This window comes from Turicibacter sp. H121 (genome assembly GCF_001543345.1).
Taxonomy (GTDB): Bacteria; Bacillota_I; Bacilli_A; order MOL361; family Turicibacteraceae; genus Turicibacter; species Turicibacter bilis.
Genome location: NZ_CP013476.1, coordinates 1,442,632 through 1,468,018, shown reverse-complemented (window position 1 = coordinate 1,468,018; position 25,387 = coordinate 1,442,632). Strand labels below are relative to the sequence as shown.

Annotated in this window: 26 protein-coding genes and 1 riboswitch; of the genes, 10 read left to right on the top strand and 16 right to left on the bottom strand. The window is 33.6% G+C overall.

The genetic code is table 11. The features are described from left to right. Window positions 1-13 precede the first annotated feature (13 nt). The 7 genes from AT726_RS07055 to AT726_RS07030 all read right to left on the bottom strand — a co-directional run bounded on the left by AT726_RS07055 (window position 14) and on the right by AT726_RS07030 (window position 4,562). Window positions 14-793, bottom strand: coding sequence for an alpha/beta hydrolase (locus AT726_RS07055; RefSeq protein WP_055244226.1), 780 nt, complete (start codon window positions 791-793; stop codon window positions 14-16). Window positions 794-1,050: 257 nt separating this feature from the next. Beyond that, window positions 1,051-1,470 carry a D-alanyl-D-alanine carboxypeptidase family protein gene (locus tag AT726_RS13380; RefSeq protein WP_250636722.1) on the bottom strand — a complete coding sequence of 140 codons (420 nt, stop codon included), beginning with the start codon at window positions 1,468-1,470 and terminating at the stop codon, window positions 1,051-1,053. 32 nt (window positions 1,471-1,502) lie between these two features. Next, a complete protein-coding gene (locus AT726_RS13375) occupies window positions 1,503-2,018 on the bottom strand; it encodes a hypothetical protein (protein WP_250636721.1) in 516 nt (171 codons plus the stop codon). A gap of 102 nt (window positions 2,019-2,120) precedes the next feature. Further along, entirely contained in the window at window positions 2,121-2,567 is a 447-nt protein-coding gene (locus AT726_RS07045) for a MarR family winged helix-turn-helix transcriptional regulator (protein ID WP_055244234.1), read from the bottom strand. Between the two features lie 191 nt (window positions 2,568-2,758). Continuing rightward, window positions 2,759-2,983 (bottom strand): acyl carrier protein, encoded by a 225-nt coding sequence (gene acpP, locus AT726_RS07040; protein WP_055244236.1) that lies wholly within the window; start codon window positions 2,981-2,983, stop codon window positions 2,759-2,761. Between the two features lie 68 nt (window positions 2,984-3,051). Further along, entirely contained in the window at window positions 3,052-3,771 is a 720-nt protein-coding gene (locus AT726_RS13505) for a peptidylprolyl isomerase (RefSeq protein WP_068759286.1), read from the bottom strand. 323 nt (window positions 3,772-4,094) lie between these two features. Then, window positions 4,095-4,562 (bottom strand): hypothetical protein, encoded by a 468-nt coding sequence (locus AT726_RS07030; RefSeq protein WP_068759285.1) that lies wholly within the window; start codon window positions 4,560-4,562, stop codon window positions 4,095-4,097. 106 nt (window positions 4,563-4,668) lie between these two features. Between AT726_RS07030 and AT726_RS12830 the strand changes: the two genes are divergently transcribed. Beyond that, window positions 4,669-4,830, top strand: a complete 162-nt coding sequence (locus AT726_RS12830) for a hypothetical protein (RefSeq protein WP_156344107.1) — start codon at window positions 4,669-4,671, stop codon at window positions 4,828-4,830. 80 nt (window positions 4,831-4,910) lie between these two features. On the opposite strand, the gene AT726_RS07025 is transcribed toward AT726_RS12830, so the two are convergent. Next, the gene (locus AT726_RS07025; protein WP_068759284.1) at window positions 4,911-7,100 is read right to left on the bottom strand and encodes a Tex family protein; all 2,190 of its coding nucleotides are present in this window, start codon (window positions 7,098-7,100) and stop codon (window positions 4,911-4,913) included. Between the two features lie 249 nt (window positions 7,101-7,349). Between AT726_RS07025 and AT726_RS07020 the strand changes: the two genes are divergently transcribed. The 3 genes from AT726_RS07020 to AT726_RS07010 all read left to right on the top strand — a co-directional run bounded on the left by AT726_RS07020 (window position 7,350) and on the right by AT726_RS07010 (window position 10,219). Then, window positions 7,350-8,573 carry an IS256 family transposase gene (locus AT726_RS07020; RefSeq protein WP_201023043.1) on the top strand — a complete coding sequence of 408 codons (1,224 nt, stop codon included), beginning with the start codon at window positions 7,350-7,352 and terminating at the stop codon, window positions 8,571-8,573. A gap of 328 nt (window positions 8,574-8,901) precedes the next feature. Then, on the top strand, window positions 8,902-9,411 hold the full coding sequence (locus AT726_RS07015) for an NUDIX hydrolase (protein ID WP_068759283.1): 510 nt from the start codon (window positions 8,902-8,904) through the stop codon (window positions 9,409-9,411). Window positions 9,412-9,577: 166 nt separating this feature from the next. Beyond that, window positions 9,578-10,219, top strand: a complete 642-nt coding sequence (locus AT726_RS07010) for an HAD family hydrolase (RefSeq protein WP_068759282.1) — start codon at window positions 9,578-9,580, stop codon at window positions 10,217-10,219. Between the two features lie 339 nt (window positions 10,220-10,558). Here the strand turns inward: AT726_RS07010 and AT726_RS07005 are convergent, their stop codons facing one another. Continuing rightward, window positions 10,559-11,359 (bottom strand): Cof-type HAD-IIB family hydrolase, encoded by an 801-nt coding sequence (locus AT726_RS07005; protein WP_055275563.1) that lies wholly within the window; start codon window positions 11,357-11,359, stop codon window positions 10,559-10,561. Between the two features lie 195 nt (window positions 11,360-11,554). On the opposite strand from AT726_RS07005, the gene AT726_RS13035 reads away from it, so the two are divergent. Then, a complete protein-coding gene (locus AT726_RS13035; RefSeq protein WP_172676264.1) occupies window positions 11,555-11,701 on the top strand; it encodes a hypothetical protein in 147 nt (48 codons plus the stop codon). Between the two features lie 69 nt (window positions 11,702-11,770). On the opposite strand, the gene AT726_RS07000 is transcribed toward AT726_RS13035, so the two are convergent. The 7 genes from AT726_RS07000 to AT726_RS06970 all read right to left on the bottom strand — a co-directional run bounded on the left by AT726_RS07000 (window position 11,771) and on the right by AT726_RS06970 (window position 18,534). Further along, a complete protein-coding gene (locus AT726_RS07000; RefSeq protein ID WP_055243376.1) occupies window positions 11,771-12,121 on the bottom strand; it encodes an SdpI family protein in 351 nt (116 codons plus the stop codon). A 112-nt stretch (window positions 12,122-12,233) separates the two neighbouring features. Then, entirely contained in the window at window positions 12,234-12,821 is a 588-nt protein-coding gene (thiT, locus tag AT726_RS06995) for an energy-coupled thiamine transporter ThiT (protein ID WP_055243375.1), read from the bottom strand. Between the two features lie 69 nt (window positions 12,822-12,890). Then, a riboswitch (TPP riboswitch) is annotated at window positions 12,891-12,990 on the bottom strand. A 43-nt stretch (window positions 12,991-13,033) separates the two neighbouring features. Beyond that, complete coding sequence (mutY, locus tag AT726_RS06990; protein ID WP_055243374.1) at window positions 13,034-14,113, bottom strand: A/G-specific adenine glycosylase; 1,080 nt, start codon at window positions 14,111-14,113, stop codon at window positions 13,034-13,036. 244 nt (window positions 14,114-14,357) lie between these two features. Then, window positions 14,358-14,732, bottom strand: coding sequence for a PH domain-containing protein (locus tag AT726_RS06985; protein ID WP_055243373.1), 375 nt, complete (start codon window positions 14,730-14,732; stop codon window positions 14,358-14,360). A gap of 127 nt (window positions 14,733-14,859) precedes the next feature. Continuing rightward, complete coding sequence (gene pyrR, locus AT726_RS06980; RefSeq protein ID WP_055243372.1) at window positions 14,860-15,390, bottom strand: bifunctional pyr operon transcriptional regulator/uracil phosphoribosyltransferase PyrR; 531 nt, start codon at window positions 15,388-15,390, stop codon at window positions 14,860-14,862. A gap of 85 nt (window positions 15,391-15,475) precedes the next feature. Continuing rightward, window positions 15,476-17,830 carry an ABC transporter permease gene (locus tag AT726_RS06975; RefSeq protein WP_068759281.1) on the bottom strand — a complete coding sequence of 785 codons (2,355 nt, stop codon included), beginning with the start codon at window positions 17,828-17,830 and terminating at the stop codon, window positions 15,476-15,478. After that, on the bottom strand, window positions 17,830-18,534 hold the full coding sequence (locus AT726_RS06970; protein WP_370456856.1) for an ABC transporter ATP-binding protein: 705 nt from the start codon (window positions 18,532-18,534) through the stop codon (window positions 17,830-17,832). The genes AT726_RS06975 and AT726_RS06970 overlap by 1 nt, the downstream gene beginning before the upstream one ends. Window positions 18,535-18,738: 204 nt before the next feature. On the opposite strand from AT726_RS06970, the gene AT726_RS06965 reads away from it, so the two are divergent. The 5 genes from AT726_RS06965 (at window position 18,739) to AT726_RS06950 (ending at window position 25,384) form a co-directional block, all read left to right on the top strand. Then, window positions 18,739-20,466, top strand: a complete 1,728-nt coding sequence (locus AT726_RS06965) for a B12-binding domain-containing radical SAM protein (RefSeq protein WP_068759280.1) — start codon at window positions 18,739-18,741, stop codon at window positions 20,464-20,466. Between the two features lie 242 nt (window positions 20,467-20,708). Next, on the top strand, window positions 20,709-22,073 hold the full coding sequence (locus AT726_RS06960; RefSeq protein ID WP_055243368.1) for a TrkH family potassium uptake protein: 1,365 nt from the start codon (window positions 20,709-20,711) through the stop codon (window positions 22,071-22,073). Between the two features lie 490 nt (window positions 22,074-22,563). Beyond that, complete coding sequence (locus AT726_RS13190; RefSeq protein WP_237297014.1) at window positions 22,564-22,899, top strand: GntR family transcriptional regulator; 336 nt, start codon at window positions 22,564-22,566, stop codon at window positions 22,897-22,899. Beyond that, on the top strand, window positions 22,818-23,291 hold the full coding sequence (locus AT726_RS13185; RefSeq protein ID WP_335338325.1) for a GntR family transcriptional regulator: 474 nt from the start codon (window positions 22,818-22,820) through the stop codon (window positions 23,289-23,291). Before AT726_RS13190 ends, AT726_RS13185 begins: the two co-directional genes overlap by 82 nt. A gap of 428 nt (window positions 23,292-23,719) precedes the next feature. Further along, window positions 23,720-25,384: a ribonuclease J gene (locus AT726_RS06950; RefSeq protein ID WP_055305363.1), complete on the top strand. Its 1,665-nt coding sequence runs from the start codon at window positions 23,720-23,722 to the stop codon at window positions 25,382-25,384. Window positions 25,385-25,387 lie beyond the last annotated feature (3 nt).

Genomic DNA, 25,387 nt, shown 5'->3' with positions numbered 1-25,387 from the left:
ACGCCTTTTGTATTTAGTTATCAACTTTAAACTGTGTTACAAACTTAAGAATGGCTTGTTCTAATGTTTGACTTTCATCTCCTCTATAATAGAAATGTCCTGATTTACAAAGTTCAATCAATTCATAATTATCGCCCGTTAATTTCTTTTTCAAAATTTTCGTTGTTCTATTTCTAACAAATTCATCACATTGACAGTGAATGAATAATAACGGCTTTTTAATCATAGGTAATTGTTTTTTCGTCTCATATATTAAGTGGAATAAATCTAAATATCTTGGAATCCATTTAAGATAATCCCCCCACGTTCCTTTTGAAATACTCCAAGCCCGATAACTGGCTAATACATATTCATCATCTTGACTATAATGTCCTGTTAATACCTTAAGTGAACAAACAAATCCTTTTAAGCTAACCTTAACCGATAACGGAGTTGCCAAACAGACAACCCCAACGACAGCCTCATGCTTTTCACATACTAATAATGATAATAACGTCCCCATTGAATGTCCCACAAGAATAATCTGTGGATATTTCTTTGAAATCTCTTCAATCTGGCAGTTAACGTACTTTATCCACTGCTTACGATGACTTTTAGCAAATTCTCGTGCACTGCCACCATGTCCAGGGAGTAAAATTCCGAAAGATGACATTCCTTGATCTAAAATCTTTTCAGCTAATCCATGAAATTGATACGGTCCTTCTAAAATCCCATGAATAAAAATCACTGCTGTTGTTGCTCCTTCTAATTCACATGAAAATGGTTGATGAGCTACCTTCTTTTTTAAATTCATAATATCATTCCCTCTTTAATCTACCCTTAGTCTTACAATTTTTCTCAATAATTATTCTTAATTTTGTTACATTATGAACAACATTACCACTTTAAAAAGAGCATAAGTGATATAACAAGGGGATTATATCACTTATGCTCTTTAAATCATTTGTAATTTCTTTGATACAATCTTCTGCTTGTGGATAAAGTTCTGACTTTTGAACTACTCACGACTAAGGTTACGGGTATATAGGGGCTATTTAATCAATTGATTCTCTAATTCAAAAAATAATCATAACCTTCTAACGCATCCAGCACGTGATATTGTGGTGTATACGGACTCCCATTAGCATGTGTTGTCACTAATGCATATTCGTTCTTGCCATCCGTAGCATAGCTAGCTAAACATAGCCCAGCTTCTTCCGTATAACCTGTTTTTCCACCTAAGACTTCTCCTCCATCAAAAACTGGATCCCCCATACGATCAAACATACGACTCGTAAAAGTTAATCGGCTCGAACTTGTAGTTGTATAGGATTTAGCAGAAAAAATTTCTCTAAACTCATCATTCTTTAAAGCGACTTTCTCTAAAATAGCTAAGTCCAATGGTGTTGAGTAATGATTATCGTCATGAAGGCCTACGACATTTGTGAAATGAGTATCTTCCATTCCCAATTCTTGAGCTTTCTCGTTCATCAGCGCGACGAATCCTTCCTCTGAACCAGCGACTACTTTGCAATCATAAGTGCCGCGTCTGCTCCAGAAGGTAGCATCGTTCCATATAATAAATCGTCATACGAGACGCTTTCTCCATTTACGAATCCTGCAATCGCGGCTCCCTCTTCTGCAAGCGTATTATAATCGATATCAATAGTAATCGGTCCATCTAGTCTATGTTCGATACCCACTAATACGGTCATCATCTTCGTCAATGAAGCTGGGTAAGTTCTTTGGTAAGCATTTTTCTCATAGATAACCTCATTGGTCGTTAAATTAACAAGTAGCGCATAATCACTGACAAGATTTAAGTCAACATCTGAAGCGGTTAACACGTGATTAGTCTTAAATCCATACCCATGATGAAGCATAAATAATAGATCCTCATGATTGAGACCATAAAATAAATTATAATGATTATATAAATTAACGTCCTCTGCTATTGGGGCGGCACTTACTTTCAATAAGAAGCCCCCCACTAATAAACTGGCAATGACTAGCGTTTTTGATATAACTGATTTAAACATAAAAAAAATCAACTCCTCTTATATGACTATTAAACCATATAATTGAAATTGATTCCTTATGAATTTTTTGTAATTATCTTACTTAATTCGCCAATAAAAGCGTTATTGATGCTTTTCTTGTAATTTTTTAAAGAAACGATAAATACTCTCTAAGGCTTGAACTAAATCTTCACGGAATTCTAAATCTTTTAACGCCGCGTTGACTAATTCCTCATGGAATTCTTCATGAATTTCAAAAACCTTTTGCCCTTTTTCAGTTAAATCTAGTAAAACAACACGACGATCATTGACATCACGCTTACGTGTGACATAACCTTTTTCAACTAAACGGTTAACTGAAGTTGTCAAAGTTCCCATCGTAATCATTAAACGTTTAGAAACTGTCCCCATTGTGGCTGGTTCACACTTACGAATCGCTTCAATAACATGAATCTCTGTCATTGTCACATCGACCGCATCGTGCTCAGTTAAGTTACGTTCTTCTAAAATTAAAATTTGGTTAAAAACATCTGTTAATAGATCATTAACTACTTTTCTTGAACGTTCCACCCTTGCACCTCCTAATTTAAACTCAAGCGAAATCGCTCATATTTTTTTATATTTCCAAGTAAAACACAACCGCTTACATTATATCATCTATAAATTTAGATTGAGCGAAATTAAATGAATTATGACCGTTTTTTTATTTTGTTTAAAAAACTAGGAGAATGGGTTTAATCACTCTCCTAGTTAAGCTCAAATTATTGATGGCTTTCGATATATTCAACGATATTTTTTACGCTTTTCATTGATTTTGCATCTTCTTCAGCGATTTCTAAATCGTATTCTTCTTCTAATGCCATGATTAATTCTACAGCGTCTAATGAGTCAGCTCCTAAATCTTCTAACGTTGATTCAATTGATACTGCTGCCTCATCCACACTTAATTCATCTACAATAATTTCTTTAACGCGATCAAATACCATTTTAACTTCCTCCTTCATCTAACTATAGTATTATTATAAATAGTTTGAAAAACAAAGTAAATACTTTTTTAAGCTTTTTCTACTGTATATTTAGATTTTAATCCTTGAGTGAAGTTAGAGTACATTTCGTTTTGTTTTTTAGATGTTAAGTATTGTTGAATTTGACCTTTTACATCAGTGAATGGAACAACATCTTTTTTATCTAATAATTTGATTAAGTGGTAACCGAATTGTGTTTTAACCACTCCTGAGATTTCTCCGATATTTAAAGCGAATGCTGCTTGCTCGAATTCAGGAACCATTTGTCCACGACCGAAATCTCCTAAATCTCCACCACGTGATCCAGATGGACATTTAGAGTTTGCGCTTGCTAATTCATGGAAGTCTGCTCCACCTTCGATTGCTGCTAATAATTCATTAGCTTGCTCCTCTTCTTCAACTAAGATATGAGCCGCACGAATCATTTCTTCTTTGAATTGTTCTTTATTTTCGTTGTAGTATGCTTCACATTCTTCATCTGTTACATTGATTGTTTTAAACAGTTGTCCAATGCTGTGTTGGAAAACAAATTCACGATATAATTTTTGGAATTCTTCTGTTTGTGTTAATCCTGACTCAATTGCATCTTCAACAACTAATTGACGTGCAATTAATTCGTCTAATAAATCTTGTTTTTGTTCTTCTGATGTAATATTAATATTTTGTTGAGTACGTAATGCTTCAACTGTTTCATTTAACATTTCTTCAGTGATAGCATAATCTTTAACTTTTGCTAATACTTTTGACATGATCGTAACATCCTTTCGGGTTCTTTTTATAGACCTATTGTATTATTTATTTCAACTTTAGTAAATATATATACCAAATTATTCATCGGTATTTCAATATTATCCACAATTCCCTATATATAAATAGGAATAACACCTTTTTAACATCCAAACATTTCATAGCATTAGTGTAATAAACTACTCCCATCATGTTCGCACTTAATATTACAATCGGTGAATAAAAAAAGAACGCTCGATTCTTTGGTCAAAATTATGAGAGCTATAATAAAGATAAAAAACTTTCATCTATTGTACTTATACTCGATAATAACTATTATCTGTTTTTAGTTCTTGATAAATAAGGCATTCGTTTTATTTTGATGTTTTAGCATGATATCCAGATGTTGAATCGTAAGATTTTGTAAATTGATAGTTTTTACAATCGGCTTTTCAAGTTCGCTCACCCAAATCTTCCAAAGCTCCACTGTTGTTCCAGGCTTCATATTTTCATAAAGATAACAAAGTAAGGCCTCATAGTGACACTCACATGACCCTAAATGAACATCATTCAGATAAGATTTTTTCGTATGAGTGCGAACTACTTTATCATTAATAAAATCACTTGAATGGATCATGAGCTCATCAAACTCTTCCTCTGTTTCATAGATTAAAACTTCTGAATCTAAAGGTAAATCATATTCATTCGTCATCAGCCCTCTATCAACTGCTTTTTTAACCGTCATTCGATGCTTATCTGTATTATCCACACCTGGCATTTCATAATCTGAAGCAATGAAGTTAAAATAACTCATCAAACTCTCCTCTCATGATTAAAAATCACCTTACCGTTACATCGATATTGTAACATTTTTTTCCATTTGTGTGATATACTATGCCTAAAGAAAGGAGCAGAATAACATGGAAATAGTAGGAGAAACAAACTTTATGATGAGTTTCTTTTCTTCCATCTTATTTAGATTACCTAATCTATTAAACTTGATTAGTTACTTCTTAGTTATTTATGCACTCATTCTATTGATTAAATGTTTAAAAATTTATATCAAAAATAATTCGAATTAATCTAAAGCCAAGGTGCAGTAAATAAACAAAGAGGGATTACGTCTAGTTAGACATAGTCCCTCTTTGTTTATCTAAAAATATTATTGTGCTTCTGGAGCAATCATAGTCAGAGCTAATCGTTTACGTTGTAAATCGACTGAGTCTACCCACACTTTAACGATATCTCCAACTGAAACAACATCCATTGGATGTTTAACGAATTGCTTGCGCATTTTTGATAAGTGAACGAGTCCATCTTCTTTTACTCCACAGTCAACAAAGACTCCAAAGTCTACGACGTTACGCACTGTTCCTTGTAATTCCATTCCTGGTTTTAAATCTTCTAATTTTAAAACATCAGAGCGTAAAAGTGGTGCTTCAATATCATCACGAGGATCACGGTTTGGTGCGACGAATGCATCTAAAATATCATTTAATGTATGCTCCCCTACTCCTAATGTTTGAACTAAATCCTGACGATCTGCTTTCTCAACCGCAGACTTTAATGCAGGAGTTCCTAAATCATCTTTCGTAAATCCTAACGTTTCAAGCACTTGTTCTGCTACTTTATAACTTTCAGGGTGAATTCCTGTTTTATCAAGTGGATTCACTCCATCAATGATACGTAAGAATCCAATCGCTTGCTCATACGTTTTCGCCCCTAAACGAGCTACTTTCTTTAATTCTTCACGCTTTGTAAACTTCCCAACCTCATCACGGTGTTTAACAATATTATTCGCGATAGTTGCTGAAAGTCCCGCTACATATTTTAATAACGCAGGTGATGCCGTATTAACATTAACCCCTACCTGGTTAACCGTTGTTTCAACGACGAAGTTTAACGAATCATTTAATTTTGATTGCGTCACATCATGCTGATACTGTCCAACCCCAATTGATTTTGGATCAATCTTAACAAGTTCGGCTAATGGATCTTGTAAACGACGTGCGATCGATACCGCTGAACGTTCTTCGACCTGTAAATCAGGAAACTCTTTTCGTGCCAATTCTGAAGCAGAATAAACCGATGCCCCCGCTTCATTTGTAATAATATAATAAATTGGATGTTTAATTTCTTTCAAAACATCAACGATAAAGCTTTCTGTCTCGCGTGAAGCTGTTCCATTTCCGATAGAAACAATCTCAACTTGATACTTATTAATTTTATCAATGACCTTCGCACGAGCTGCCGCCACTAACTTTGGATCAGCCGTTGAACCTTTAGATTTTTCATGTGGATAAATCACATCAATATCTAAAACTTTTCCTGTTTCATCAACAACAGCTAATTTACATCCGGTACGGAATGCAGGGTCCACTCCTAAAACCACTTTTCCTTTCATTGGTGGTTGTAATAATAATTGGCGCACGTTTTCTGAGAAGATATGAATCGCTTGGTTTTCAGCCACTTCTTTTAAATTGGCACGAATTTCACGTTCAATCGATGGTTTAATTAAACGCTTATAAGCATCTTCAATCGCTAATTTCACTTGTTTTGTTGATTCTGTCACTTCGCGAACAGGAATCACTTCTTTTACTAAGTAACGATGTACCCCTTCTGCATCATCTAAAATAGAGATACGTAAAATTTTCTCTGATTCTCCACGGTTCATCGCTAAAATACGGTGAGGAACAATACGTGAGATGGGTTCACTGTAATCATAATATTGTTCATAAACTTTACGCTCATCTAATGATTCATCACGTACTTTCGATTGAATCTCACCTTTTTTCGTCATATACTCACGAATCCATTTACGATAATCAGCGTTATCGGCAATAATTTCAGCAATAATATCACGTGCCCCTTGTAAAGCCTCATCAACGCTTTTAATTTCTTCATTGATATATTTTTCAGCCTCAGCTTCAACACCGCTTGCTGGATATGTTAATAAATAGTGTGCTAATGGCTCTAACCCTTTTGCTTTCGCCATCGTTGCACGCGTTTTTTTCTTCTCTTTAAACGGACGGTATAGATCCTCAATTTCTGTTAACTTCTCTGCTTTTAAAATTTGTTTCTTTAATTCAGGTGTTAACATCCCTTTTTCATCAATTAAACGAATGACATCATCTTTACGTTGTTGTAAGTTTACCCCGTACTCATACGTTTTAGAAATTTCACGGATTTGTTCTTCATCAAGGGCCCCTGTTACCTCTTTACGATAACGAGCAATGAATGGAACCGTCGATCCCTCTTCTAATAATTTAAGTACTGCATTAATTTGGTTCGTTGTAATATTTAATTGTTTCGCAATTTGCTTATATAACTCATTCATAAATTGTTGTTCCATAGAAGAAAAGCCCCTCCTTTTTATATACGCATCAGTTGATAATTATTTAAAACTTTAAGCGTAATGCTATAAATATAAACTTTCATTTGTTTTCCTAAACAAGGACGTAAAATATTGTATCATAAAAATGAGACCTTCTTCACATTTTAAGAAAAATATTCCAAACATAGTGAGGGTGTAAGATAAAGTGTGTAAACTCTTAGAACAGTTACCATAATAAGTTAACTATTTCAAAGGAGTTTATTATTTATGACAAGAAAAGCTACGATGAACCAATTATTTAATCTCCTCCAAGATGAATACAACATTAAATCTGCTAGTGATATTGAAGCTGTTTTATTAGACATGTTTGGAGGCTTTATTGAACAAGCATTAGAAGCTGAATTAGATCAACATCTAGGATATAGCCGATATGATTTTCGTAATAAATCAACTTCAAATGCACGAAATGGACGTCAATCTAAAACCATTCAAACGCGTCTTGGTGAAACAACGATTCAGACTCCTAGAGATAGAGAAGGATCATTTGAACCTCAAATCGTGCCTAAACGTCAAACCAATGTCATCGGAATTGAAGAAAAGATTCTATCGCTTTATGCTAAAGGTTTATCAACGCGTGATATTTCTAAAACATTAGCAGAGATTTATGGCTTTGAAACGTCACATGAAACGATCTCTGCTGTAACTGATAAAGTGATTCCACTGATTCAAGATTGGCAACAACGGCCTTTAGAGCCTGTTTATCCTATCATTTATTTAGATGCGCTTCATGTCAAAGTGCGTGATGGAATGAGTGCCTCAAACAAAGCAGTTTACTGTATCATAGGTGTGTCTTTAGATGGTCGCAAAGATGTTTTAAGCCTCTCTATCGGAGAAGCAGAAAGTGCCTCTTATTGGATGAGTTTATTAGATGAATTAAAGGCTCGTGGAGTGCAAGATATTTGTATTGCCTGTGTGGATGGTTTAAGTGGCTTTAAACAGGCCATTCAAGCTGTTTTTCCTCATGCCCTCGTTCAACGTTGTTTAGTTCATTTAATCCGACAATCAACGAAATTTGTTTCTTATCAAGATAGAAAATCATTCTGTTATGATTTAAAACAAATCTATCAAGCGATTAATCGATCAGTAGCAGAACAAGCCTTTGAGACCTTTAAAAATAAATGGAGTCCCCTGGTACCTTTAGCCGTTAGAGTGTGGGAAAATAACATCGAAGAAGTTTATCAACTCTTTAATTTTCCTAAAGAAATTCGAAAAATGATTTATACGACAAACGCCATTGAAAGCTACAATAGCCAATTAAGAAAAGTTCTAAAAGGAAAAGGAGCTTTTCCAAATGAAACATCGGTGATGAAATTAATCTATCTTCAAACCATGGAAGTTACTAAGAAGTGGCGACGTCAACTTTCAAATTGGAGTCAAATATTAAATCAATTATTAATCTTATACCCAGATCGTTTAACACCCTATCTATAATTTTTAAAAATTAGTTTACACACTTAACTTGACAAGGTCAACATAAGTAACGAAGAAAGACAAATCTACTATACGATAAAAACAATAATTAATAAATGACATACTACAAATAGTAAAGTTAACTTTAGATTTTTGATTGACCTGTTAAAAAGGAGTGCAATTCTATCAAGATTAATAAATAATGAAGAGCACCATATTGAAAAAATAGAAATAAATGACGAAATAAACACAATAGCAATTCTATTTGTAAACTTAATCGTATTAAAATATGTACACTATAAAATTGAAAAAGAAATGTAATATTTGAAATAAAGTGAGGGATTAAACGATGATTAAATACTGGGACATTTATGATGAAAACAGAAATAAAACAGGGCGAATTTACCGTCGAGGTGATGAGATGCAATCAGGTGATTATCATCTCGTTATCCATGTCTGCATTTTTAACAGTAAAAATGAACTCTTAATTCAAAGACGTCATCCTGATAAAATTGGTTGGCCGGGAATATGGGATATTTCTGCAGCAGGTTCAGCACTACAAGATGAGGATAGTCGCATGGCAGCCATCCGCGAAGTCAAAGAAGAACTAGGAATTGAGATTAATCTTGATGGCTTACGTCCTCATTTTACGATCAACTTTGACCAAGGATTTGATGATTATTGGTTCATTGAACAAGAGATTGATCTTAAAGATATCACACTCCAACCGGAAGAAGTAGTCGATGCTAAATGGGTTAAAGAAGATGAACTGATAAAGCTACTTGAAGCTGGTCAATTCATCCCTTACTGGTTTGGAGCAAATATTTTCAAAATTAGAAAATTAAACGGATCATTCTAATACTGAAGGTAATTTAATGATTAAAAAACTGATAAAATAGACTTATTTAGCACTTTCTTTTTAGGTTTTATTTATATTGATTTTTATAATTCAAAGTAAACGATTGCTTTCTATTCTTTAGGTTGTTATAATGCAGACATAATTTGAATTAAGATGAGGGATAGAGATGAAAAAAGCTATTATTTTTGATATGGATGGATTAATGATTGATAGTGAACGAGTGACTTACGAAGAATACTGTCGTAAGCTAGAACAATTAGAGTATCACTTTGATGAAAATATGTATCGTCGTTGTTTAGGCAAAAATAAACAAAGTGTCTATCAAGTATTTATCGATCACTATGGAGAAGATTTCCCAATCACTGAAGTTTGGAACGATGTTCATGTATCTTTAGATCATCGACTACAACAAAGTGTGCCACTTAAAACAGGAATTCTTGAATTACTAACATTCTTAAAAGAAAATGGATATAAAACAATTGTTGCCACAAGTAGTTCTCGCGCGCGTGCTGATATGATCTTACAAGCAGCTAATATCCGTCATTATTTTGATGATACAATCTGTGGCGATGAAGTCAAAAATGGAAAGCCAAATCCAGAAATCTTCTTAACTGCTTGTGAAAAATTAGGTATTACACCAAAAGAAGCCTTAGTGTTAGAAGATAGTGAAGCTGGAATTACAGCTGCTCATGCTGGAAACATCGATGTCATCTGTGTACCAGATATGAAATATCCAGAAGAAGAGTTCGCCGCTAAAACACTAAAAATCGTAGACTCATTATTAGACGTTATCGAACATTTAAAATAAATAATAAAAAAGCTGTTATCGTATCAGATAACAGCTTTTTTATAGTGATGGTTTAAACATACTCTCCCAATATAAATAAAGGCAACGAGCATTTGCCTAGTATTAAGTTTAACACTCATCTATCATACAAAAATAGTTTGTAGAAATTATGTGGATAATGACGAATTATTGTAGAAACGTCCAACTTCCTTCTATTACTTTAATGATTCGCTACTTTTAGGAAGCTCCACTCCACGCTTCCAAATCAATAAACAAGCCTCTTAAACTTCCCCCTCATATGGATCTTTTTAAATTTTAACATAAAAAGCCACTGAAACAACAACTTCAGTGACTTTCCTATTAAATTAGTCCTAAATCTTTACAAGCATTATAGATCCCATCTTCATACACTGGTTTTGCCACGTAATTAGCATGTTTCTTTAATTCTTCATGGGCATTTCCCATTGCGACTCCACAACCAACTGTTTGTAACATTTCAATATCATTTAATCCATCTCCAAAAGCAACGGCATTCTCCGGTTTTAATCCTAATTTGTCTAAAATAACTTCAATGGCTGTTGCTTTTGATCCAACCTTTGGTAATAAGTCAATTCCATTTGGTTGCCAGCGAACAATACGAACCTCCTCAATCGGTTCAAAGATATGTTCATTTTCCTTTGTTACTCCCGCTACCATTTGATAAATTTTATAATCCGGTTTCTCTAAATTTGTTTCAATGATTGGATAAGGTAAATTCATATTATCAAGTGCCTCGAGTAATACTTCTTGGTTTTCCCCGGATAACACATAATGATGAGTTGGCATCCATAGTAATGGCACATGATTTTCTTTTGCCACTGCTACAATTTCATCTAATAACGCTTGACTATATGGCGCTTCATACATGACACGGCCATTCATCACTGCATACTGACCATTTGTACAAATAAAACTATCAATCTCTAGTCCCTTTAATAATTCCTCAATCATGAATGGTGAACGTCCTGTTGCAATAAATGGTGTAATTCCATTCTCTTTTAATAAACGAATTGCCTCAACCGCTGAAGCTGGCACTAACTCCATATCAGACGACTGATTTTTCTTTGAATGATTATCCACAATTGTCCCATCTACATCAAAAAATGCAACCTTAATATCCATCTTCAAACCTCCTATGTCTCAATATCCATAGAATACTACAAAAACACACCGAAATCCACCAAATAAAATACAGAAACAACAGAATTCTTCCTTATTTTTAAGCTATTTTATTTAGTAAAATGAGAAAAATATCAGGCAGATGTATGAATGATCATCTGTTTACTTATACTGAATTGTAAAGGAGGAGAATATTATATGCCAGTAGAATCAGTGAATACGCCATTACAAGCACTTACCTATATTGCTAGCAATCTCGTTATCTTACTTTCCGTCGTATCAGTTTTGACATATCTCTTCTTAAAAGGATATGACTTCGTAATGAAAAACAATTCATCTAAATAAAAAAAGGCCTACGCTTAATTAACAATTAATTAAACGTAGGCCTTAAGTTTTTAAATTGTTCGTTCATAATTACTTACGATTACCTTCTTTATCAAATGACATATGAACACGCCATTCTGTCAATCCTACAACTAATAGCGCCATAACAATAATCTCAACTAAATTTATGATGATTAATTCCCAAATAGCTAATGTTCTAAAATAAGAGTTTAAAAACACACCAATAACTAATAAGATACCACCAACAATCAATAATAACTTTGCGGCAAACTTATTAGATACTCGCCATGTCTCAACTGTTTGTTTAACTGATAACACACGATAACCAAGCCTTCGATGCGGTAAATCAGATTCAAGATAAGTCACAAGGCCAAAGAACATAAACAACAACGGCGCAATAAATATACTAAACTCTTGCATTCTAACTCCCCCTTATAATTATAATTTCTCCTATATTATACCATATTTATATTATATTTAGGCAGAGCTCTAAAGTGCACAAAAAAATCCGACAAATTTGTCGGATTTTTTATTAAATCGTCTTAACAGTTTGATTCACTGAATCTTTTAATACTAACTGTGAAGAGTATCCTTGATATAAGATCGTTAACAGTAATGCACTCACAATATATGAAGCAATAATATAAGGAGCATTATAAACAATTGAATACACCCATGGATTTTGAGATCCTGCATATTCAGAGAAGAAGACTACACCAGAAATAACATGACATAAAAATCTAGCAAGTGAAGCAACACCAGTTGCTACCCAAATATAAGTCATACGTTTTGATCCTGTTGTGTGATTGACCTTTGAAGCAAAGAACCCAGCAAAACCTAACACGGCATATGGTAATGGATAATCAAATAATAATTGAACTGGGTGAATAATATAAGCACCCGTTAATAATTGCAATAATCCCATCACAAATCCACCTGTAAATCCTGCAATCCATCCATAACGGAATGCAATAATGGCGAGTGGAACTAATGAGATAGAAATTGAGCCTCCATTTGGCCAAAACCATCCCATAAAAAGATTAGCCAAGTAATCAAGAACAAAAGCTAAGGCTACTAGAATACTAATCTCTACTAATTTTTTTGTTTGTGAATTTCTCATAAAAAAATCCTCCCTATAATCAGGAGGCTTTACGGCATAATTTAAAGTATAAGAATATCCTTTTATCATCAAAAGGCTCGTCTACTTCCCTCCGCTAGTCCTAACTAGTTCAGGTTCAAAGGGTTATGCAATTTGCACTCTCAGCCGTAAGGCACCCCTAGTAATCTATTACATAATAAATTTAACATTTTTTTCCTAAATAATCAAATAATTTACTTCTCATATTCCTTTAATATTTTTTGATGAGCAGCAACTAGTGGATATTCATATAGATTTTGCTCATTAATCCACAGATTTGGATCTTCAGCAATTTCATCACTATATCCTGTTTGTACATTCACACAGTAACTTTCCATTTCCCAAATACGATGAGAAAACACATGAGTAAAGGTTCCGATTGGTTCAATGCACTCGATTTCTTTACAAATTGGGGATAACTTTTCTAACAAAAATTCTCTTGGTTCTTTCTGCCCTGTATATTCAAAACTTAAAAACTCGTAGAAATTAGCAAGTAATCCCGTTTCAGGACGTTTATTCACTAAATATTCACCTTGTTGATTTTTAACGATTGCTACAACAAGTTTTGTTTTTGTTTGAGCATTTACTTTTGTTTTAACAGGTAATAAATCATCAATTCCCTGTTTAAATGCCTGACAATGTTTTTTTACAGGACAGTCTAAACATTTTGGAGATTTGGGTGTACAAATTGTTGCTCCTAATTCCATTAATCCTTGATTAAAAGCACTCGGATCTTCATGAGAAATAACGTCTGAAACAACAGCTTCAAAAATCTTTCTCGTTTTCGCTTTAGCGATATCTTCAAAAATACAACACACACGACTCATCACACGAAAGACATTTCCATCAACGGCTGGCGCTGGAATTCCAAAAGCAATACTGCTAACAGCACCTGCCGTATAAGGTCCAACCCCTTTTAACTTAAGTATTTCTTCATGAGTTGTAGGGAATCCTCCCATCTCTTCAATCATTCGTGCACTTTCTCGTAGATTGCGAGCACGCGAGTAATAACCAAGACCTTCCCATGCTTTTAATAACGTTTGATCATCAGCTTCAGCTAGTTCTTTTGTCGTTGGAAATAGCTTCATAAACCGTTCATAGTAAGGAATAACTGTCACAACTTGTGTTTGTTGTAACATAATTTCTGATACTAAAATACGATAAGGGTCACGATTGATACGCCAAGGCAAATCACGTTTAACTTTATAATACCAATTAATTAAATCATCTTGAAATGCTTTTATATTTAAATGCTCAGTATAATTCTCAACCAATATGTTCACCTACTTTTCTTCATAATCCTAGTCTAACAGATATCAGATTGAATTAAACGCAAAATACTACAAAATTCTTACGTTCAACAAAAATAAAAAGCACCCGCAGGACACATAGTACATTTCGGTGCTTTTCATTTAAAACTAACGTTTAATTGGTGAAATTATAGTTTTTAAACCCCTTCTATAATTTCATCTTAATAAGTATTATACTCGTCTATTCACTAAAATGCTAGTGGTATTATCAACCACACAATTGTTCGTTTAATACTTTTGCAAGTGGTCGAATATCAGTCCCTTTTAAAAACTGAAACTCAACCTGATTAATAGCAGATGCCCATACTTTTAGTTCCGCATCCATGTCAAAGGTTCCTGCACTTTCACAAGAAAAACCAGTTAACTTAGAATAAGGTAAAACCATGTACTCTTTCTTACGACCAGTTACACCTTGAACATCAATAATTAATAATTTCTTATTCGTTACAATTAATCGATCTCGAACTGATTTATAAGAAAGTAATACTTCCTCATTACTACCAATTAAAAACTCAAACATACCTAACCCATCATCTAATTTAGTAGACATAAGACCGACAATCTTAGGGGATAGTTCTGGCATCAATGATTCCTCCTTTATACTCGATAAATCAATAATTTATTAAATTACTCTACATCATTATATTGTATTTTAAATCTTTTTATTCAATAGACTATACATTAAAAGGTGCCTTATGGCACCTTTTTAATTATTCTTTAGATAAAACAACAGCATCTTGTTTATCTAATTCTGTTAAATAAACGTTAACAACTTCTTTTTGAGACGTTGGAATGTTCTTTCCAACATAATCCGCGCGAATTGGTAATTCACGATGACCGCGATCAATTAACGTGGCTAATTGAATGTTTTTGGGACGACCATACTCAAGTACTGCTTCTAAAGCGGCACGTACAGTACGTCCTGTATATAAAACATCATCAACCAAAATAACAGTCTTCCCGTTTAATGTCATCGGTACTGTACTCTGGTTTACAATAACTTCTTTCATTTCACGTGTAATATCATCTCGATATTTTGTAATATCTAACTCTCCTAACGGAACAGTAACACCTTCAAATACTTCAATTAAACGAACAAGACGTTCAGCTAAATATGAACCACGCGTCTTGATTCCAATAATAACAACATCATTTAAATTATCATTTTTCTCTAAAATTTCATGAGCAATCCTTTTTAATGAACGTGTAATCGTATCTTGGTCAAATAACACTTTTTCCATTTGAATTACAAGACCCCTTTCTTTTATGACATAGGTTGTCTTTAGAATATCACAAAACATATAGATTTTGAATATGAAATACAAACTAATACTTTAAAACCTCATGTAATGAAATTTTATCAAGCTGAACTTTTGAACACTTCATGGCAATCAAGTAAGTCATCATAACCGTAAGTCCCCCAATAATAGTTTGAGCCATTGTAAAATCCGTTGGAATTGCCATTGGAAGTTCGGAAGCAATCAGCGTCATAATATAATCGACTCCTGCTCTAGTTAGGGGAATACTCAATAAATAAGCTATCATCACAAAGGGGAAATAGATCGTTAACACCATTTTCGAAATCTCATTCTCACAGTATCCCATCACTTTAAGAATCGAAATCTGTTTCTGATTTTCATCAATAATAAATGTTGTAATCAATATCATCATAATGCTACCCAAAATAACAGCAACAACTACCATAATCATTAACGAGACTTGAATCATGTCCATTCCAACTTCTATATTTCTCGCTAGATCATCGATGGAAAAAATATAAGAAAGGTTTTTATCACTATCCGGTCGATCATTACTCCATTTTCCATTATAAACACCCGCTTCAAGATCTAGATTTCTAATTAAGCCATTAAGACTTGTATAGAGCATCGGACCATTGTAGTGATTAACAATCCCAACCACCGGATAACTGAGCACCTTTCCTTTAACTTGAAGAGACAGTTCATCACCTATTTGTAATGAATAGGCACGAGCAATAAACTCGTTAATAATCACACCATCTTTCGCCAAAGAGGTAATTTCTTCGCCCGCCGCATTATAAAGCGGATTGATAAAGTTATAAGGATCGATACCGTACAAACAGAAAGCTGTATTTTTCTCATCTAAAATCGGTTCTACCATATATTCTAAAAATGGAGTTTCTGTCCCAGTAAATGGTTTGTTAATTAACTTGTTGTACTTAATTTGATAACTGTAATTAACGTTTTTAAACGCCTTATCCACAATATTCTCTACTGACTTAAAAGCGATTGAGGAAAAAACAAGGAAACTACTTGCTACTAGCACAATACTAAACAATGAAAGTATTTTTCCAATATTCCTAAAAGCCAATGAATATTTAAATCTTATTTCAAAATCAAACGGCTTTAAAAACTTCATTAACCATTTAGAAACTGTTGAAATTTTCAAGTAACTACTTTCTCTCATTAACTTCAATGGTTCATCTTTAAGTAAAACTAATAAGATTACAAAACTTGCAAATCCAACAACAATCATCGGATAGATAATACCGCCTAACACTAACTCTTTCTTAAAATAAAAGCGAATCAATGGAACAATATAACTTGTCATATAAGTATTGGCCAACATAGCTGCTACACCTATCCCCAAAAAGAAACCGATTAAACTACCAATGATGGTAGCAAGGAGCGGATAGGTGACATAACTGACTGCAATCTGAAATGAACTATATCCTATGGCTTTTAAAACACCAATTTGAACACGTTCTGCATTAATTCTCTTTTTCATGACTAGCACAATGACAATGACAGACATCATCAATAATAATCCTGTAAAGGTCATTGATAATAATTGATTACTACTTAAATGAGCATTAACGGTACTAATTCTAACATTAATATCTTTGCTCATCGCATACGACACTCCTTGAGTATCTGAAATTTGAGAGACAACAGATTCTAAGTCATCTACATCATGATTGAAATAACCACTATATAAGACCCATTGCTTTTCATTAAAGGCTTCATAAGCTGTTTCTGTCACAATCGCAATCGTCTCACGGGCTGGCTCATACAAAGGATTGTCATAATTAAAAATCGGATAAATATAATCTGGAACGGCAACAAAAGCTGAAATGACAAATGATTTATCATTTAATAAGATTGAATCACCAATACTTAATTCATTAGCATCCGCATACGTTTTAAAAATAGCTACTTCGTCGTTTTTGATTGGCAACTCTCCATCTAATATATACGTTAGATTAACTGAATCAGTCTGCTTAATGACACGATAATCATACGTTTGTCCATTGACCTCTGTTACCACATCACGATAAAATCGACCTTCAAAGGTCACATCAAACTCATTACTTAAAATCTCTAATTGATCATCATAATAATCAATTAACGTATATTCATATTCTTTCATTAACTGACTTTTGGATTGATCAGCTAAAGCAGAGACACTAATCCCCTTCCTTGAAATCATCTCTTTAATATCGTTAGTTGTTGGAGCAGATAAGACAACAAAGAAATCTTCCTGATTCATTTTCTGAGTATAGTCAGTTAAGAAATAACTAACTGATGAGATTGATCCCTGTAAAGCGACATAAATAAAAGAGGCCATCATAATTAAGGCAACAATAGATAAGAATTGAAAAGGTTTCTGACGAATAGTTCGTAATAGATTCTTTGATAACATTAAGCCCAACTCACTTCAGAGGCACGCTTTTTATGAGTATTATGTCTAACTTCAACAATCTCACCTGACTTCATGCGGACCACCTTATCTGCCATATCTGCAATTCCTAAATTATGAGTAATTAAAAAGATAGTCGTCTGAAACTCTTCATTAATACGCTGTAATACTTCAAGCACTGTTTTACCTGTTTCCTCATCTAATGCCCCAGTTGGCTCATCACAAAATAAAATCGATGGATTTTTAGCAATCGCTCGTGCAATTGCCACCCGTTGCTGCTGTCCCCCCGATAATTGATACGGAAACTGACTAAATAAATCATCAAGCATCACTTCTTGTAACACCTTTTCAACATCTAATGGATGATGACTTAAACGGGCTCCTACTTCTACATTCTCAAACACAGTCATATTTGGCATAAGATTATACTGTTGAAAAATAAACCCTAATTCTTTTCGTCGAAAATTTGTTAGTTGAGAGCCTTTCATCTTTGTAATCTCTTCTCCATTAACAATAATCGTCCCATCATTCACATCATCAAGACCTCCACTAACATGAAGAAGTGTTGATTTCCCTGAACCCGAAGGACCTAATACAACCACAAACTCCCCTTTATTAACTTCTAAATTGATATCTTTTAAAGCAGCTGTTTCAATATCACCTGCTCGATAGTTTTTGCATACGTTTTGAATAGAAATTAACATCATCTCACCTACCTCATCTAAAGACATTCTAGATTCAGTATTAACATAAAAAGGAATTTTATACCTTTTATAACCATAAATATTTTATTTTTTAATGATCATTTCATTCTTGTCTACCGCTCCATTTTAAAAGGCTATAAAAAGATATAGGTTTCTAAAGTTCGTTTATGCTAAAATGAAAAGGATAAAAAGATGAGGTGTTACATAATGTCCATTATATTAACTACGCTAAATTCAAAATATATTCATACTAACTTAGCCATTCGTTATTTAAAAGCAAATGCTCCAGAATTCGATATCACACTAAGAGAATATACACTGAAAGATACACTCGAAAATATTCTTGAAGATTTATTATCACGTAAACCAAAAATCATTGGATTCAGTGTTTATATTTGGAACGTAGAAAAAACGTTACAATTAATTAAGCTTTTAAAAGAAAAAGATCCCACGTTAACTATCTTCATGGGAGGTCCGGAAGTTTCTTATGATTTCGATGTTTGGTTCTCAAGAAGCCCAATTGATTACATTATTTATGGTGAAGGTGAGCTCTCATTTAAAGAATTAATGGAAGCTTTACACGGAAGACGTGAGGTGTCAGAGGTACGAGGAATTGTCTATCGTAATCTGGTGACAAATGAGCCTGTGCAAAACCCAGCTGCACCAATTCTTGATCCGAAAGAAATATTATCACCATTTTATTTTGAAGAAGATATCCCACACTTACCAAATCGTATTCAATATATTGAAACGTCTCGTGGATGTCCTTACTCATGTCAATATTGTTTAGCTTCTGTGGATAACAAAGTTCGTTATTTTGATATGGAAAAAGTCAAAGATGAAATCCGTTATTTAATGAAAAATGGCGCAAAAACACTCAAATTCTTAGATCGTACCTTCAATATTAATAAAAAATATGCACTAGAGATGTTTAATTTTATCATCGAAGAGCATTTACCAGGAACACAATTCCAATTCGAAATAACGGCTGATATCATGCCAACTGAATTAATTGACTATTTAAATGAGCATGCTCCTGCTGGATTATTCCGTTTTGAAATTGGAATTCAATCTACTTATGAACTCACGAACCAATTAGTTAAACGTCGCCAAAACTTCGATAAACTGACAACAAATATTTTACGTATTAAAGAAGGTGAAAAGATTATTCTTCACCTCGATTTAATCGCCGGATTACCAGAAGAGCCTTACGATCGTTTCGAACAATCATTTAACGATGTTTTCGACTTACGTCCAGAAGAATTACAACTTGGTTTCTTAAAAATGTTACGTGGAACAGGGCTTCGTAAACAGGCCAATGAATTTGGATATGAATATGATGAATTCGCTCCATATGAAATGAAACGAAATAATGCATTATCAGAAGAAGACGTCCATAACATACATTTAGCAGAAGAAATTTTAGAGCGATACTGGAATGCACATCGCATGGATTATACAATAGCTTACTTAGTAGATGGACCATTTAAGGCTTCGCCTTTTGCATTCATGCAACAATTTGGAGCCTATTGGGAAAATCGATATTCTTGGATTAAATATCAACTAAGTGATTTATTTATACGATTATACGATTACTTAGAAAGTATCTCTTACGAAGAGTTACAAACCGTTCTTTCATACATGAAACTTGATTATTTAGCACAAAGTAAAATCAAACCAAAAATTTGGTGGGAAGATCGTCTAAACAAACAAGAACGTCGTCAAATTGTTAATCGTCTAGCTGAAAAATCGGAAAAAATGATTGATTTACTTAAACATCACCAAATTAACTTACCGGATATGTTCAAATATGCCGTTGTTGAACCGATTTATTTAGATGAAACTTTAAAACCAACAGATGAACTTCACTATCTAATCGTCGTTTACTTACCAAATCATCCGACTTACTATTACATTATCAAAGAAGTAATTTAGATAGATTAATGCTCTTCATTAAACACAATAGACTTAAAATTATCCAACGTCCTTCATACAGGCTGATATAAACCTTAAATTTTTTACGATGGGCAAAAATGACAATTTCTTATATGGATAATAACGTTTTAAACCGCAATAATTGTTAAATTTTACACATCTTTAAATTTATTAATGATATAATCATGTTTGAATAAATTAATATCTCGTTATGCTTTTCAACTATTAAAGGGAGCGCAACCATGTTTATCTTTAAAAAGATTAGAAATCTACTTCATTCCACCCCGACACGTTTAATTGCTGGATACTATTTCTTATTCACGGTCGGGTTTGCCATCTTACTTTGGCTACCATTTAGTCTTCAAGAAGGAGCGTCACTATCCTTTCTCGATGCCCTCTTCGTTTCAACGAGTGGACTTAGCAATACTGGATTATCACCTATCTCTACAGTTGAAACATTTAGTCTTCCAGGAATCTTAATTCTTGCATTAAATCTCCAAATTGGAGGACTTGGACTTATGATGATTTCAACAGCTATTTGGTTATTAGCTGGTCATAAAATTTCAACTCGGGAACGAGCACTTATCATGACTGATCAAAATCAAATCAATCTAAGTGGTGTTGTCAAACTCGTTAAATCGGTTTTAATCTCATTCTTAGTGATTGAATTTATCTTTATGCTTATACTCGGAAATTACTTTTACTTTGCAGGATATTACCCCGTTTACTGGATAGCCATGCTTGAAGGATTCTTCACAACTGTTTCATCGATTACGAACTCAGGATTTGACATTACAGGAGCGTCATTAATTCCTTTCCAAAATGATTATTTTGTTCAAACTTTACTTATGTTTTTAATGTTCTTTGGCGCAATGGGATTCCCAGTTATTCTAGATATTCAAAAATACTTCAACTGTAAAAAAACAAAGCAACGATTTAAATTCTCAATTTATACTAAACTAACAATGATTACAACGATTATTTTATGGATTGTTGGAATTATCGGATTCTACATTTTTGAATACAATCATTTCTTGGCAGATAAGGGGCTTATTGAAGGATTCTTCTATGCGACATTCAATTCATTAAGTACTCGTAATGCTGGATTTGCAACGTTTGATATGAATGCTTTCTCAACTGCTACTTTAACAATGTTCTGTGGTTTAATGTTTATCGGTTCTTCTCCAAACTCATCAGGTGGGGGAATTCGTACCACAACATTCGCTTTAATGGTTTTAGCTATTTTATCATTTGCTCGCGGAAAACAATATGTTAATATATATGGAAGAGAAATTGAGACACAGACCGTTTATAAATCATTCATGATTTATATTGTTGCTACTTTAATTGTTTGTCTCTCGACACTTCTTATCTGTGCAAGTGATTCATTCTCATTAATGGAAATCTTCTTCGAAGTCTGCTCAGCCTTCGGTACAACAGGATTATCAATGGGAATCACAGGTAGCTTAACGGTATTTGCTAAAATTGTCCTTATCGCCACTATGTTCATCGGACGTATTGGAATCATTACTTTCTTAATGATCTTCCGTGCAAATGCTCATCCAGCTAAAGTTCGTTATCCAAAAGCAGACATAATAATTGGATAATTTATGAATTTGAACATTTTTGTACAATGAAAGTACTTTCATATGGTAAATTAAAGGTAGGAGCTCATTTGATTGAGTGACTACCTTTTTTTATTACTTCCATTATTCAAGTATGAAAAATTAACAGTGCTTATCTTTTTTTCTTTGAAGCAATATATAATTAGATTTAAAGTTAGGTTATACAGTAAATGATTAGATTAATTTATGCTAACCAGCTAAAATGAAGTTAGTAGGTTATTTCTTATCCTAATCTCCATGATTACGATTTATTTACCTAGTAGCATGATTAAAAAGTAAGCAAATTAGCTCATACTTTTAATAATAAATTATATTAAGTAGATTCATTTAGTAATACTTCAATCAAGTGATATAACATAGAGAAACATCCATCTGTTTTAATTTTAAGTTATTTAAATTATTGATAAATAACACTAAAAACATTATGATATTATTAAATGATACCGTTTTTACAAAAATAGGAGGAGATAACATGGTACTTGATCGTTCAAAAGATTCTAAACCATTGTACTTACAAATTAAAGATATCTTAAAACACAAGATTATCAATAATGAATATGCTGTCGGAAGTACAATTCCATCAGAGAATGAATTAGAGGATATGTTTGGGGTAAGCCGTATGACGATTCGTCAAGCTGTTAATGAATTAGTTAACGAAGGTCTTTTAAGAAAAGAACGCGGACGCGGAAAAGGAACCGTCGTACTATCAAATGCAATTGCTGATAAATTATCAACAGTAAAAAGTTTTACTCAAAAAATGCAAGAACAAGGATTAGTATTAAAAATAAGCAAATTAATATTTCATTAGTCACACCAGATGAAACAGTTGCTGCTGCATTAAATATTGATCCGAGTGAACAAGTTTTACGATTAAGCCGTATTCGTATGGTTAATAACGATATTATTATGTTCTCCATCTCTTATATTCCAGGATTTTTAAATTTACCATTCGATGCTGAATTATATGGATCACTTTATCAATTACTATCGGCACAAAACATTCAAATTTCTCATGCTGAAGAATATATCGAGGCCATGCTTGCTGATGACTTAATTAGCCAAGCACTAGAAATTCCATTAAACGATGCAGTACTAAAACGCACTCGTATTAGCCAAGACCAATATAATCGTAATATCGAATACACAACAACATATTACCGCTCAGATAAATATAAATACGTCGTTGAATTAACAGTCTAACTAAAAGTCATCTCTGAAGAGATGACTTTTTTATTTGATTTAAAATCAGTCAATTACCCGCTTCACAATCATCGTGACCAATGAAGTCATATCCATATCCTTATACGTTTCATCAATACACTCTTTCTAAAATTGAACATGGATCTCGTGATCACACTCTCTTACTTCTATCCAACCTTCTCCTCTTGTATGGAGAGCCAATATAAATACATCCTATCCCCTTCCACTCTTAAATTCAAAAATTTCACCTACTCCTTGTCTTGATTCTCATCCCTTTTCTAACTCAAAAATGTGTTAACTCCACTTTCATACTATCACCTCTTAAAATACATTTTTCACCATACTTATGCCATATCTTCAGTTTGGTATACGATTTCCGAATGCAATCATACTAATAGTAGCAACTCAAATTAAAGAAGGTGTTAAAATTGGAAGAAACTCAAAAACTTAAAGTCATCCCACTTGGTGGTCTTGGTGAGATTGGTAAAAATATGACTGCCATTGAATATGATGACGAACTCATTGTCATTGATTGCGGAATAGCCTTTCCTGATGAAGATATGTATGGAGTTGATTTAATCATTCCAGATATCTCATACCTTATTGAAAATGAATCGAAACTTAAGGGAATCTTCATTACACATGGTCATGAAGATCATATTGGAGCTATTCCCTTCATCTTAAAACAAGTCAATATCCCCATCTATGGAACACGACTAACCATTGGTTTGATTGAAAATAAACTCAAAGAGCACGGCTTACTAGCTACAACCTCACTAAATATCATTAAACCTCGTGAAAGTGCTAAGTTTAATCATTTAGAAGTTGAATTTATTCGTAACACCCATAGTATCGCAGATTCTTGTTCACTAGCCATTCATACCCCTGTCGGAATCATCTTCCATACTGGAGATTTCAAAGTTGACTTAACTCCAATTGATAATGAGCCGATGGATTTTGAACGTATCTCTGAACTTGCTAAAGAAGGAATTCTTCTTCTAATGTCAGATAGTACAAACGTTGAGCGTAAAGGCTATACGATGTCCGAACGTGCAATCAGCGAGACTTTTACAAAACTCTTTGAACATGCCACAGGTCGTATTATTGTCGCCACCTTTGCATCAAATATTCATCGTATGCAACAAATCATTGATGCATCTAAACGATATAACCGTAAAGTCGCTTTTAGTGGACGTAGCATGGAAAATATCTCTAAAGTCGCGACTGAACTGGGCTATCTTCATATCGATGATGATCAACTTGTTAATATCCATAATATTAATAGTGTAGCAGATGATGAATTAACGTTAATTGTGACAGGTAGTCAAGGTGAACCAATGGGCGCTTTAGCACGTATTGCTTTCTCTAATCATCGCCACATTAAGTTAAAACCAAATGACCTATTTATTATTTCAGCTTCACCAATTCCGGGAAATGACAAATTAATTGGACGTGTCATCAATGAGCTCTATCGTAAAGGATGTAACGTCATCTATAAAGATTTAGAAGCTGTTCACGTATCAGGTCATGCCTGCCAAGAAGAGCTCAAACTAATACTTAGACTAACCCATCCGAAATTCTTTATGCCCGTTCACGGAGAATACCGACATCTTGTTCATCATAAAAACCTTGCTGAAAAGGTTGGAATTCCGAAAGACAACATTGTTGTCTTATCCACAGGTCAAGTTCTTGAGCTAACACCTCACAGTGCTGAAGTTAATGGGCGTGTTCGCACAGGAGCTATCTTCGTTGATGGAATCGGTGTTGGAGATGTTGGAAATGTTGTCTTACGCGACCGCCGAATGCTTGCCGAAGGTGGAATGTTAATCGTTGTCGCCACAATTGATAAAGAATCAAAAACATTAGTCAGTGAGCCTTATATTGTAACACGTGGATTTGTTTATGTTAAAGAATCAGAAGATTTAATGAACGAAGTCAAACAAATTACTCAAACCGAAATTGAAATGCTTCTTGAAAATGAAACAAATGAAATTCTCGTGATGAAAAACCGTATTAAAAAAGCACTCGAACGTTACTTGTATGAAAAAACAAAACGTCGTCCAAGTATCTTCCCAATTATCATGGAAGTCTGACAT